The sequence below is a fragment of the Massilia pseudoviolaceinigra genome (assembly GCF_030846505.1).
GTDB classification, from domain to species: Bacteria; Pseudomonadota; Gammaproteobacteria; order Burkholderiales; family Burkholderiaceae_D; genus Telluria_A; species Telluria_A violaceinigra.
On the sequence record NZ_JAVCWL010000003.1, the window covers coordinates 113,963 to 127,033 of the forward strand.

Here is a 13,071-nt window from a genome sequence, read left to right on the forward strand (position 1 = left end):
CGGCATGATCGATCACCCGGTTCCCCAGTCGCGGCGCTACAAGCCGGGCGGCAGCGGCAAGCTGACCGCGATCGCCGGCGTGATCGCGCTGCTGATGCTCGCCGCCCTGTTCGGCGCCGCCGTGCCCACCTTGGGCGCGCTGGTGCCGATCGCCGTGATCCTGGCCAGCGTCGGCCTGTGGGTCATGCTCGACTTCCGGGTCGGGGTGGCGTTTGCCGTGGTCATCATGCCGCTTTCGCCGCTCAGTTTCTTCCCGCGTGAAATGTTCGGCATCCGCGGCCTGAACCCGCTGAACCTGATCCTGATCGCCACCATCGTCTCTTACGTCGTCCATGCCGGCCTGCGCCGCTGGAAAGACCCGATCGCACCCGGACGCCTGCTCGGCTGGTACATCCTGCCGATCCTGGTCGCCTGCCTGGTCGGCATGAACAATGTCGACCTGATTCCGCCGCGCTTCCAGGCCGAGCGCCTGATCCAGTTCAACACGGCCACCAGCTACATCCGCGACGTCTTCATCAAGCCGCAATTTCTGGTCATGCTCTCCCTGATGGTCGGCTTGTCGGTGCGCCACAGCAAGCATCCGGAAAAATTCATGTACCTGATGCTGGCCTCGGGCTGGGTGCTGTGCGCCCTCATGTCCTGGCTGCTGGTGACCAGCGGCATGTCGCTGCGCCAGCTGGCCTCGCCCCTGGCGCGCACCTTCCTCGGCAAGCTGAACATGCACGCCAACGAGCTCAGCCTGGTGCTGAACATGCTCTACGCGCTGACCCTGTTTTCGATCCGCGAAGAAATTCCGAGCCATATCCGGCGCATTTTTTTCGTCTCGGCCATCCTGTTCGCCGTATGCGTGCTGATGACCTTTTCGCGCGGTGGCTTTGTCGGCTTCATCCTGATCAACCTGATTTACTTCTGGAAGCGCATCAGCGTCAAGACCGTCATCACCGGTGTACTGGTGGCCGCCTGCATCGGCCCCTTCGTGCTGGGGCCGATCCTGGAACGCGCCCTGACCGGGGTGGAGGGAGGCGACCGCGGCGCCGTCACGGCCGGCCGCGTGGACGGCATCTGGCTGCCGCTGCTGCCTTACGTGCTGGCCGAGCCGATCCTGCCGCACGGCGTGTTTTCCATTCTCTGGAGCCCGCCTGTGCGCCTGAACAAGATGCTGCCGGTGGCCCAGACCCACAGCGCCTGGCTGGGCGGACTGATGGACATGGGCCTGGTGGGTTTCGGTTTCATGCTCGCTTTCCTGCTGTTCGTGCGGCGCGAATTCATCCGCCTGTCCAGGGAGCACGCCGTGCCGGCCCTGCAGGGCCTGTTCGCCGGCGGCGCCGTGCTGGTGCCGCTCTGGTTCATCCAGGGCGTCACCGACGACCACTTCACGCCCACCTTCGCCCAATCCTATTTCTGGATCGCGCTCGGCATCCTGATGGGGTGCGGCGGCGTGTTCCGGTATAAGAAAAAGGGCAGGGACCCGAATAAATTCAAGGCGCCCGTCTTCCCCACAGACGAGTACGGCAATATCCGAAAGGTAACGTAGCAAGATGACGGTAATCGAATCGACAGGCAGGAAATCCAGGCGTATCTGCATGCTCAACTACTATGCCTGGGGCGTCATCGCCGACCTGGATGGGAAAAAAGTGCATATCGGCGGCGAAGAAGTGCAGCATGCGCTGATGTCGCGCTATCTGGCCAAAAGCGGCCTGGACGTCACCTCGGTGGTGGGCGACTTCGGCCAGCAAGCCCTGGAGCAGGTCAGCGGCGTCAAAGTGCGCAAGACCTTCAAGAAGAGCGCCGGCCTGCCGGGCCTGCGCTTTTTCGCCCCGCGCCTGACCTCGACCTGGGCCGCCATGCGCGCCGCCGACGCCGACGTGTATTACGTCAGCTGCGCCGGCGCCAATGTCGGCATCGCCGCCGCCTTTTGCCAGCGCCACAAGCGGCGCCTGGTGTTCCGCATCGCGTCCGATTCCGATTGCGCGCCCGATACCCTGCTGCTGTCCGGTTCGCGCGACCGCATGCTGTATCACTACGGCTTGCGCCGCGCCGACGCCATCCTGGCGCAAACCGACAAGCAGGCTGAACTCCTGATGAAGAACTATGGCTTGCATGCCGACGTGGCCGGCATGTTCTCGGACGTGCCCGACACCATCCTGGCCCCGGCCGCGCGCGCGACCGACCTGCTGTGGCTGGCCAACATGCGCTCCATGAAGCGCCCCGAGTGGTTCGTCGACATCGTGCGCAAGGTGCCCGATCTGGTCTGCGAAATGGCCGGCGGCGCCCATCCGGAAGAACTCGACCTGTACGCACGGGTGGAGCAGGGCGCGGCCAGCCTGCCCAATCTGCGCTTTCACGGCCAGGTCAAGTTCGGCTCGACCCGGAAACTGTTCGCCAACGCGCGCATTTTCGTCAATACCTCGTCCTTCGAGGGTTTTCCCAACACCTATCTGCAAGCCTGGGCCAACGGCGTGCCGGTGGTCGCCACCTTCGATCCGGACGGTATCATCAAGCGCCTGGGCCTGGGCGTGGCGGTGGCCGACATCGATGGCGCCGTGGCCGCCGCGCGCGCGCTGCTGGCCGATCCGGCCGAACTGGCCGCCTGCAGCGCGCGCTGCCGCGACTATGCGGTGGCGCGCCTTGCGCCCGAGACCGTCGCCGCTCCCTACCTGTCGGCACTGCTCGCATGAACGCGCAGGGCCGTCAGCACTTGCGCATGCTGTGGCGCGCCGATCTGTATCGCCATCTCGGCGGACAGAGCGGCACTCGCGCGGCCTTGCGCGCCTACCGCATGGTGCCCGGTTTCCGTTTCATGGTGTGGCTGCGCCTGGCCGCCGCCACCCAGCGCGCGGGCCTGTTGTGGAAGCCGGTCTACGTGCTTGCGCGCATCATGCACAAGCACTACACCTACAAATTCGGCATTTCGATTCCGCACGATACGCAGATCGGGCCCGGCTTTTTCATCGGCCACTTCGGCGGCATCGTCATCAACCGCGACGCCCGCATCGGACGCAACTGCAATATTTCACAGGGCATCACCATCGGCCAGCTCAACCGGGGCGAGCGCAAGGGCGTGCCTGTGCTGGGCGATAACATCTACATCGGCCCCGGCGCGGTGGTGGTCGGCGCCATCCATATCGCCAATGGCTGCGCCATCGGCGCCAACGCCGTCGTCACGCGCGACCTGGGCGAAAATTCGGTCGCGGTCGGCATTCCGGCCAAGGTCATCTCGACCCAGGGCAGCGAAGGCTATGTCGAGCACTGCGATTCTCCCGATGCGTAGTCTGTCGATCCCTCGTCAGCCGATCCCTGGCGCGGTGGCGCCATGAGCGCCAGCCTCAAGCGCGGCGCGGTCTCGCTGACCGCCGCCAACATGCTCGACTTCGGCCTGCAGTTCATGCTGCCGATCGCGCTGGTGCGCCTGCTGCCGACGGCCGCCTTTGCCGACTACCGCCTGGCCTGGCTGGCCATTGCCACGGCCATGGCGGTGGCGCCGTTCGCGTTGCCGCGCAGCCTGTTTTACTTTTTGCCGCGCACCGGGCAGAGCGCGCGCGCGGCCTATGTCCACCAGACCCTGCTGATGCTGCTGTTTTCCGGCGCCTGCGCCGGCCTCTTGCTGGGGCCGTGGAATCCGCTGCTGCCGGCCAGCCTGCGCGCCATGCACAGCGCGGCCTGGTTCATGCCGGCCTTTCTCACCCTGTGGGTGGCCGCCAACCTGATCGAATACCTGCCCAATGCCGGCGGCGACGTGCCGGGCCAGGCCCGCACCATCGTCGGCCTGGCCGTGCTGCGCGTGCTGATGGTGGCCGCCGCGGCCCTGTCCGGACGCGCCGATGTCGTCTTCGGCGCCCTGGTGCTGTACGCCGCCATCAAGGTCGCCCTGCTGCTGGTGCACATCGGCCGCAATTACGGCTGGAAAGTGTTTCCGCTCGACCGCAGCGCGCTGCGCACCCAGTGGGTGTACGCGGTGCCGTTCGGCCTGGCCTCGGCCCTGTTCCTGCTGCGCGGCCAGGCCGACCAGTGGGTGGCCGCCGCCCTGTTCCCGGCCTCGGCCTTTGCCGCCTTTTCCATCGGCGCCGTGATCATGCCGGTGGCGGCCCTGGTCAGAAACAGCGTCAACAATGCGATTTCCCCGCGCCTGTCCAAGCTCGAATCGAGCAAGGACCAGGCCGGCATGCTGCGCCTGAACCAGCGCGCCAACCTGGCCGCCGCCTTCGTGCTGCTGCCGACCCTGGTGCTGTCGGCCGTGCTGGCGGTGCACATCGTCACCGTGGTCTACACCGCCAAGTACCTGATCGCCGCCGACGTGATGCGCATCAATTCGCTCGCGCTGCTGGGCGTGGCGGTCGAGGTCAGCACCCTGACCGTGGTGCTCAACCAGGGGCGCTTCCTGCTCATGGCCGATGGCGTGATGCTGTTCATCAGCCTGGCCGCCGGCTTCATCGGCGCCACCCTGTTCGGCATTCCGGGCGCCGCGCTCGGCAATGTCGTCACCCTGGCCGCCGGCAATGCCTTCAGCTTCTGGCGCGTCTCGCGCGTGACCGGCGTGCCGGTGCGCCGCCTGCAGCGCTGGGGCACCCTGTTGCGCATCCTCGGCGCCGCGCTCGGCGCCGGCGCCCTGGCCTCCCTGTTCGACCATGCCGACCTGGTCGCCGCGCCCTTCATCGAAGCGCTGCTGATCGGCCTGGTGTACTGCCTGCTGTACGCCGTGCTGCTCAAGCTGGCCGGCGTCGTGCCCGAGGCGCGCGCCCTGTTTACGCACCAAGTGCCATCCCCAACTCCCTCCACTCAGGATTAATCATGCCCGCTACGCAAAAACTGCTCTTCGTCTTCGGTACCCGTCCCGAGGCGATCAAACTGGCCCCGGTGGTCCTGGCCGCGCGCGCGCACGGCGGCTTCGAGGTCGTCGTCTGCGTCTCCGCCCAGCACCGCGAAATGCTCGACAGCGTACTGGCCTTCTTCGGCATCGTGCCCGAGTTCGACCTGAACCTGATGAAGCCGGGCCAGACCCTGACCGGCGTCACCACCGGCGTGCTCGACGGCCTGGTGCCGGTGCTCGAACAGGTCCGCCCGGACTGGATGATCGTCCAGGGCGACACCACCACCGCCTTCGTGGCCGCGCTGGCCGCGTACTACGCCAAGGTCAAGGTGGCCCACGTCGAAGCCGGTCTGCGCACCGGTAACATCTACGAACCGTTCCCGGAAGAGATGAACCGCAAGCTGGTCGGCGCCATCGCCGAAATGCACTTCCCGCCGACCGCCCCGGCCAAGGTCAACCTGCTGCGCGAAGGCATTGCTGAAGAACGCATCCTGATCACCGGTAACACCGGCATCGACGCCCTGTACCTGGTGCGCGAGCGCCTCAACACCGATCCGGCCTGCCGCGCCCAGGTCTCCGCCGCGCTGGCCCCGCAAGGGCTGGAGCGCTTCATCGGCCCGCGCCGTCCTTTCGTGCTGGTCACCGCGCACCGCCGCGAGAGCTTCGGCGCCGGCTTTGAAGCCATCTGCACCGGCATCGCCGACCTGTGCGCGCGCTACCCCGACATCGATTTCGTGTTCCCGGTCCACCCGAACCCGGCCGTGCGCGGCGCGGTCGACCAGTACCTGGTGCCGTCCGGTTTCGCCAACCTGGTGCTGTGCCAGCCGCTCGACTACCTGCCGTTCGTGGCCATGATGATCAACGCTTCCGTGGTGCTGACCGATTCCGGCGGCGTGCAGGAAGAAGCGCCTAGCCTGGGCAAGCCGGTGGTGGTCATGCGCGACGTGACCGAGCGCATGGAAGGCACGGCGTCGGGCATGGTGCACCTGGTCGGCCCGAACCGCGAGCGCATCGTGAACGCCGTGGCGACCCTGCTCGACGGCGCCCTGGGCGATGGCGTGGGCGGCAATTTCTACGGCGACGGCCATGCCTCGCGCCGCATTCTCGATTCGCTGGCCGCCTTCGGAGAGCGCGCTTGAATATTTTTGCCATTTGCTATTACGCGCCGCCCAAGCTGACGCCGCAGGCGATCCAGATCGGGCGCCAGCTGTATCACCTGGACGGCAAGGTCACCATGCTGCACGGCCAGGATGCGGAATTCCCCGACGCGTACGACCAGTATCCGGATTTCTTCCAGCGCGTCGATTCCCTGTGCGTGCACAACCCCGGCATGTTCCTCAAGGGCCGCCTGCTGCGCCTGGCGCGGCGCGTGGTCCCGACCTACGGCACCACGCCCGATGGCCTGGGCCGCTGGCGCGCGCTGGCCAAACGCGCCGCGCTGGCGCACATCGCCGCCAAGCGGCCCGACGTGCTGGTCAGCTTCGGCATGCCGATGAGCGACCACCTGCTCGGCCTGGACCTGAAACGCGCCACCGGCTTGCCGTGGCTGGTGCACTTCAGCGACCCGTGGGCCGGCAATCCTTTCCACTCGGGCACGCCCGAGGTGCTGCGCATCAATGCGGAGATGGAAAAGAGCGTCATCGCCAGCGCCGACCAGGTCTTGTTCACCTCCAGCCGCACGCTCGAGATGGTGATGAGCAAATACCCGAACGCCTGGCGCGCCAGGGCGGCCGTGCTGCCGCACGCCTGGGACATGGAGAACTTCGGCCCGGCCGCGCCGCAAGCGGCCCAGCCGGCTGCGCAGCCGCTTGACGCGCGCCGCGTCATCCGCTACATCGGCGCCTGCTACGGTGCGCGCTCGCCCGAGCCGCTGTTCAAGGCCCTGGCGCGCATGCTGGAACGCCAGCCGGGCGCGCTCGACGGCGTGCGTTTCGAGTTCGTCGGTCCCCTGCAAAAGATTTTCCTGGCCTCGGCGGCGCTGGCATCCCTGCCGCCCGGCCTGGTGACGCTCTGCGGCCAGGTGCCGTACCGCGAGTCGCTGCGCCTGGCGCGCGAGGCCGATGCGCTGCTGGTGATCGACGCCCCGAGCGCCAGCCCGAGCGTGTTTTTGCCGAGCAAGCTGGTCGAATACATCGGCGCGCGCCGCCCGGTCTGGGGCATCACCTCGCCCGGCACCTCGGCCGACCTGATCGCCGAATGGGCCGGCAGCCCCGACGCCTGCGCCGCCCCGGACGATATCGAAGCCATCACGCGCATGCTGCGCGTCGGCCTGGCGAGCCTGGAAGCGGGCGTCGCTCCCGTGCTGCCGGAAGACGTGGCCCAGCGCTTCGCGCCGCAGCGGGTGTCCGCCGCGCTCAAGGGGCATATGCAGCAAGCCATCGACCGCAGCCGCGCCGGCTGATGGTCTCTGGCGGCGCCGCCGCCAGGCCCGATTCGAACTGACTACCCATGCGAAAGCCTTCATGACGACTATGAAAATTCTGTTCGTCGCCGACCAGCTGAAATTCGGCGGCGGCGAACGCCATACGGTCGCCCTGGCCACCGGCCTGGTACGGCGCGGCCACCAGGTGGCCCTGGGCTACCTCAAGGATTCGGCCGAACTGGCGCCCGACCTGCACCAGGGCGGGGTGGCGCCGCTGCTGTGCTGCCACGCGAAAGATGGTTTCGATTACGCCGCCATGGGCCGCCTGGCCGCCCTGGTCGACCAGTTCGAACCCGACGTGATGATCGGCACCTCCCAGTATTCCCTGATGTGCGCCGCGATCGCCGGCCTGCGCGCCAGGAAGCGCCCCAAGCTGGTGTTCATCAACCACAGCATGGGCGTGGTCAAGCGCGGCGGCAAGCAGCGCCTGCGTTTCGTGGTGTACCGCCAGTTTTACCGCATGGCCCAGTGCACCATCTATATCAGCGAGCTGCAGCGCGGCTTCTTCAAGGCGCTCGGCGTGAGCGACGCGCGCAGCGAGGTGGTGCATAACGGCGTCGACCTGAACCATTTCGCGGTGGCGCGCGTGGCCGACCAGGCGGCCGCCATGCGGCGCGAGCACGGTTTTGGCGAGCACGAACTGGTGATCGGCCTGTGCGCCATCTTCCGCGAGGAAAAGCGCCAGGTCGATTTGCTGGCCGCGCTGGCGCGCCTGCGCGCCCAGGGCGTGGCGGCGCGCGTGGTGCTGGTCGGCGACGGCAGCATGCGGCCCCAGATCGAAGCGTGCATCGATGCGCTCGGCCTGCGCGACGCGGTGCTGCTGGCCGGTTTCCAGCAGGATGTGCGGCCCTATATCGCCATGTGCGATGTGATGGCGCTCACCTCGCACGACGAGAATTTCCCGATAGCCACCCTGGAATATATGGCGCTCGGCAAGCCGCTGGTCGCCAGCGATGTCGGCGGCATGCGCGAACAGGTCGAGCATGGCGTCAACGGCTTGCTGTATCCTGCCGGCGATGTCGATGCGCTGGTGGCGGCGCTGTCGCGTTTCAGCGACGAGGCCCTGTGCGCGCAGCTGGGGCAGGGCGCGCTGGCAACCGTGCGCGCGCGCTTCGACGCCGAGCGCATGCTGGATCGTTATGAAGCCATTTTCCAGGCAGTGGCGGGCAAGCTTGCCCGCGTCGGGCTGGCGTGATTGCGCGCCCGCGCGCATGGCCGGCTGCTGCCGGCGCCGCGCGAACCAGGACGGGCCAGCCGGCCCGCCAGACACAACAGAGCGAACCCGTATGCCCATAGAAGACATGGTCCACCCCTTTCTCAAGTTCTACACGGCAGCGCCGCAGTGGATCAAGAGTTCCATCGGCCAGCTCTATTCTCTGGCCCCGGCCAGCTTGCGCTACGGGGCCAAGTACCACGAGTTCCTCGGCGACATCGCCCGTAGCGGCGATCTCGAGTGGCTGAGCCGGCGCGCCGACGAAAAACTGATGGAGACGCTGCGCTGGGCCATCGAGACCGTACCCGCCAACGCCGCCCTGAAACCGGCCCTGGCGCGCGGCGATTCGGCCGCCGCCCTGCTGGCCGCCTTTCCGCTCTTGACCAAGGAAGAGATCAAGGCCGACACCAGCCGCTACCTGTCCACCCGCATGGGACCGGAAACCCACCTGATGGCGTTTACCGGCGGCTCGACCTCGGTGCCGATGAAGCTATACCTGGAAAAGTACGTTTCGCGCTCCAAGGATTTTGCCTACAACACCACCTTCGACGAGATCGCCGGGGTCGGCCGCAACGACATCATCCTGGCCCTGCGCGGGCGCACCGTGCCCGGCGCCGGCCGCCCGGACGGCGCCTTGTGGATGTTCGATCCGATCAAGCGCTACCTGCACCTGTCCTCGGACCACCTGGAGCCGGCCTACATGCCGCGCTACGTCGAGGCGCTGCGCAAGTGGAAGCCGACCTTCATTCACGCCTTTCCCTCGGCCCTGGTGCCGCTGGCGCGCTGGCTCAAGGCCAACCCGGCGCCCGACATCACGGCGCGCATCCGCGCCATCCAGCTGTTTTCGGAAAATATCTACGATTACCAGGTCGACCTCCTCAAGGAAGTGTTCGGCTGCCCCGTGCTGCTCGACTACGGCCATTCCGAGCGCGCCGTCAAGGCCATCTCCGCGCCGGACGATGCGCGCTATTTTTTCTGGCCCCTGTACGGCAAGGTCGAACTGGTCGACACCGCCGGCCGCAGCATCGACACCCCCGGCGTGCTCGGTGAAATCGTCGCCACCGGCTTCGACAACCGGGTCATGCCCCTGATCCGCTACCGCACGGGCGACCTGGCCATGTGGAGCGCGGCGCCGAACCATACCCGGCCCGGCTTTGCCGTGGTCGAGCGCATCGAAGGGCGCCTGCAAGAGTTTTTGGTGTGCCACGACCACCGCCTGGTGTCGATCTGCACCATCGGCGCGGCCCACTTCGAGCAGCTCGCCAGCGCCGACCGCATGCAGTTCGAGCAGACCGCGCCGGGCAAGGCCACCCTCAAGGTGCTCTCGAACGCCGAACTGACGAAAAGCGCGCGCGACGCCCTGGCCGCCGGCATCCACGCCAAGACCCAGGGCGGCCTGTCGGTCGAGATCGTGCGCGTGGACGAGATCCGGCGCTCGGTGTCGGGCAAGCACAAGCTGCTGCTGCAGCACCTGGATATTTCCACTTACCTGGGCGCGGCCCACCTCGATTCGGATGGAACAGCATGAAGAAGTTGGTCATTATGATCGGCCCGTCGCCGACAGCGCGCGGCGGCATCGCCAGCGTCATCAAGACGTATTATGAACATGGCTACGGCGCCGACGGCAATACGCGTTTCATTGCCAGCCACGTGGACGGCTCGATGCCGCGCAAGGCGCTGCAGGCGGGGATCGCCTTGTCCCAGTTCCTCGGCCTGCTGCTGCGCGGCAAAGTCGCGCTGCTGCACGTGCACGTCGCCTCCGGCGTGAGCTTCTGGCGCAAGGCGATTTTCATCCGCACCGCGCGCCTGTTCGGACGCCCGGTGCTGTTCCACCTGCATGGCGGCGCTTTTTGCGACTTCATGGACAATGGCTTGTCGGGCTGGGCCCAGCGCCTGGCCGTGGCCACCGTCGCCAAGTCGACCGCCGCGTTTGCCCTGACCGACGATTCGGCCACCTGGCTGCGCGAGCGCGCCGGCCTGGCCGCCGTCGAAGTGTTTCCCAACCCGGTGGCGGTGCCGCCCGCCAGGCCGCGCAAGCGCGGCCTGGGCGACGTGCTGTTCCTCGGCCGCATCGAAGACAAGAAGGGCGTGTTCGACCTGATCCGCGCCTTTGCCGCCGTCCACGCCGCCCGTCCCGATGCCCGCCTGGTGCTGGCGGGCGAGGGCGATATCGCCCAGGCGCGCGCCCTTGCCGACGAACTCGGCCTGGGCGCGGCGGTGGTCTTGCCGGGCTGGGTGGATGGTGCCGCGCGCGCCGCATTGATGGACGAGGCCGCCGTTTTTGCGCTCCCGTCACATACTGAACAGATGCCGATGTCGATCCTGGAAGCGATGGCGTGCGGGATTCCTGTCGTTGCGACAAGCATTGGCGCGATTCCATTAATGTTGTCGCAAGGAAAGTGTGGTATTTTGGTGCAACCACGCAATACCGTTGATCTCGGTGCCTCAATTTTGCGCATCTTGGACGATAATATCCTTGCGGATACGATCTCTGCTTCCGGACTGGCGCGTGTCAGGTCCGAATATATGGTCGAAACAGTATTGGAACGTCTTGCGAGACGTTATAAGGAGTTAGCAGCATGATAAAAGTACTAAGCGCCTTCGCGTTGACTGTCGCCGCGGCCGCCCTGCCCGCCGCGGCCCAGACTTTTACCGCCGCGCCGAAGATGTTTACCACGGCTGAACTGGCCGCCACGGCGACCGCGCTGAGCCCCACATCGCTGAACGCCGCGATCACCAAATTCGATGCCACCACCCCGCGCATGGGCCACCCGCGCCTGTTCAAGGGCCAGGCCGACTATGCCGGCATCGTGGCCGCCACCAAGGCCGAGCGCGCCAAGGCGCTGGCCGCCATGACCGCTTATCTGAAGCGCACCGCCGTCAGCGGCATCACCACCTCCTTGCGCACCCAGATCAATTCCAACACCGAATCGGTGCGCATGGGCAGCTGGTGGGAGCAGAGCCGTATCCTCGAAGGCATGGGCGAAGCGGCGCTGGGATGGTACCTGACCCGCGACCCATGGTTCCTGACCGAGATGCGGGCCCGCATGCAATTGTTCGGCCCGCCGGTGCTGGCGCGCAAGTGCGCCGGCGACGTCGCCGAAACGCGCGACTACGCCTGGTCGTACGCGCTGGCCTACGATTTCGCCTACAGCGCCATGACGGCCGCCGACCGCCAGATGGTCAAGGACATCATCATCGCCTGCGGCAATGCCAATCTCCTGAAGACCCCGGAGCAGGTGCGCAAGTACCCTGAAAACAGCATTTCCTTCAACGCCCTCGGCAAATTCGTCGGCGCCTTGTTGATCGTGCGCGGCGACATGCCGGAAGTAAACGCCTGGCTGGCGCCGGCCGTGCAGGAATACGTGTTCAGCACCAGCCCGTGGGGCGGCGAGGATGGCGGTTTCGCCAACGGTTCGAGCTATGCCGAGTGGGATGCGGGCGAGTCGCTGCTGATGTGGGACTTGATCGAGCGCGTCTTGGGCGTGCCGTTCTACAGAAAACCGTGGGTGGCTGAATTTGCCCGTTTCGTCGCCTACGCGCTGCCGCCGGGCACCCCGGCCGGCGTGTTCGGCGATGGCGCCGAAGTGCGCCGCGGCGAGGACTGGGCCCGTTTCGGCAAGGCCATCATGAACCGCTCCGATACCGTGCTCTCGCGCTGGTACGCCAAGCAGATGAGCGGCGAAGACTATGCGCGCCTGCACATCATGCTCAGCCCGCGCGAATACCAGGGCATCGCGGACTTGCCGTCGAATACGCCCAACGGCGCTTATTTCCCGGCCGTCGGCTGGGCCGCCATGCACAGCATGCTGGTCGACCGCAACCGCACCTCGGTCTTCTTCAAGAGCAGCCCCTTCGGTTCGCTGAACCACTCGCACGGCGACCAGAACGGTTTTGTCATGTATTCCAAGGGCAAGATCCTGGCGATGGACAGCGGTCATTACGACTACTACAACTCGCCGCACTGGCGTGAGTACTACAAGCAGACCAAGGCGCACAACGCGATCACCTTCGACGGCGGCCAGGGCCAGTACCTGGGTCTGTCCGGGCTGGGCGAAAAAGCCTCGTCCGGCAAGCTGACCAAGTTCCTGCAGTCGGCCGGCTGGGACGTGGTGACCGGCGACGCCACCGCGGCCTACGCGGGCAAGCTGACCCAAGCCAAGCGCACCCTGGTGTTCATCCGCCCGTCGACCCTGGTGACGGTCGACCAGCTCAACAGCGCCACGCCGCGCAAGTATGAGTACAACCTGCACACGGTCGTGCCGCTGGTTGGCGTGCCAGCCGCGTTCCGCGCCGATGTGGCGCCGGCCGAGATGTGCGGCGCGGTGACCTCGCCCGACCCGCTGACGCAAACCGGCTCGGCCGGCTACGCGCCGGCCCCGAGCATCGCCGCCGGTCCGCACCAGTGGAACAAGTTCAGCTACACAACGGCCAAGACGCGCGGCGTGTTCGTCTCGGTCCTGCGGGCCGACTGCCTGAGCCCGAAACCGTCGATCGTGTACTCGGCCAGCGGCGCCATCATCACCCTCGGTGCCCGCACCATCACGGTGACCGACGCCGATGTCACGGTGAAGTAAGCGCGGACGCACGAGTAGACGTAAAAGCAGACGTAAGAGATGTAACAAAGTG

Annotated in this window: 10 protein-coding genes; all 10 read left to right on the forward strand. The window is 66.7% G+C overall.

Annotated elements, in window-relative coordinates; genetic code table 11:
* The first annotated feature begins 4 nt into the window (after positions 1–4).
* The 10 genes from RBA40_RS04100 to RBA40_RS04145 all read left to right on the forward strand — a co-directional run bounded on the left by RBA40_RS04100 (position 5) and on the right by RBA40_RS04145 (position 13,019).
* Positions 5–1,534 (forward strand): O-antigen ligase family protein, encoded by a 1,530-nt coding sequence (locus tag RBA40_RS04100; RefSeq protein WP_306646197.1) that lies wholly within the window; start codon positions 5–7, stop codon positions 1,532–1,534.
* Positions 1,535–1,583: 49 nt separating this feature from the next.
* Entirely contained in the window at positions 1,584–2,678 is a 1,095-nt protein-coding gene (locus RBA40_RS04105) for a glycosyltransferase family 4 protein (protein ID WP_306646198.1), read from the forward strand.
* Entirely contained in the window at positions 2,675–3,271 is a 597-nt protein-coding gene (locus tag RBA40_RS04110; protein ID WP_306646200.1) for a serine O-acetyltransferase, read from the forward strand. The genes RBA40_RS04105 and RBA40_RS04110 overlap by 4 nt, the downstream gene beginning before the upstream one ends.
* A gap of 42 nt (positions 3,272–3,313) precedes the next feature.
* A complete protein-coding gene (locus RBA40_RS04115; RefSeq protein WP_306646201.1) occupies positions 3,314–4,786 on the forward strand; it encodes a lipopolysaccharide biosynthesis protein in 1,473 nt (490 codons plus the stop codon).
* Positions 4,787–4,788: 2 nt separating this feature from the next.
* Positions 4,789–5,946, forward strand: coding sequence for a non-hydrolyzing UDP-N-acetylglucosamine 2-epimerase (wecB, locus tag RBA40_RS04120; RefSeq protein WP_306646202.1), 1,158 nt, complete (start codon positions 4,789–4,791; stop codon positions 5,944–5,946).
* Positions 5,943–7,208, forward strand: coding sequence for a glycosyltransferase family protein (locus tag RBA40_RS04125; RefSeq protein WP_306646204.1), 1,266 nt, complete (start codon positions 5,943–5,945; stop codon positions 7,206–7,208). The genes wecB and RBA40_RS04125 overlap by 4 nt, the downstream gene beginning before the upstream one ends.
* A gap of 61 nt (positions 7,209–7,269) precedes the next feature.
* Positions 7,270–8,424, forward strand: coding sequence for a glycosyltransferase family 4 protein (locus RBA40_RS04130; RefSeq protein ID WP_306646206.1), 1,155 nt, complete (start codon positions 7,270–7,272; stop codon positions 8,422–8,424).
* 106 nt (positions 8,425–8,530) lie between these two features.
* Complete coding sequence (locus tag RBA40_RS04135; protein WP_306646208.1) at positions 8,531–9,970, forward strand: phenylacetate--CoA ligase family protein; 1,440 nt, start codon at positions 8,531–8,533, stop codon at positions 9,968–9,970.
* The gene (locus RBA40_RS04140) at positions 9,967–11,025 is read left to right on the forward strand and encodes a glycosyltransferase family 4 protein (protein WP_306646210.1); all 1,059 of its coding nucleotides are present in this window, start codon (positions 9,967–9,969) and stop codon (positions 11,023–11,025) included. The genes RBA40_RS04135 and RBA40_RS04140 overlap by 4 nt, the downstream gene beginning before the upstream one ends.
* On the forward strand, positions 11,022–13,019 hold the full coding sequence (locus tag RBA40_RS04145; RefSeq protein ID WP_306646211.1) for a heparinase II/III domain-containing protein: 1,998 nt from the start codon (positions 11,022–11,024) through the stop codon (positions 13,017–13,019). The genes RBA40_RS04140 and RBA40_RS04145 overlap by 4 nt, the downstream gene beginning before the upstream one ends.
* Positions 13,020–13,071 lie beyond the last annotated feature (52 nt).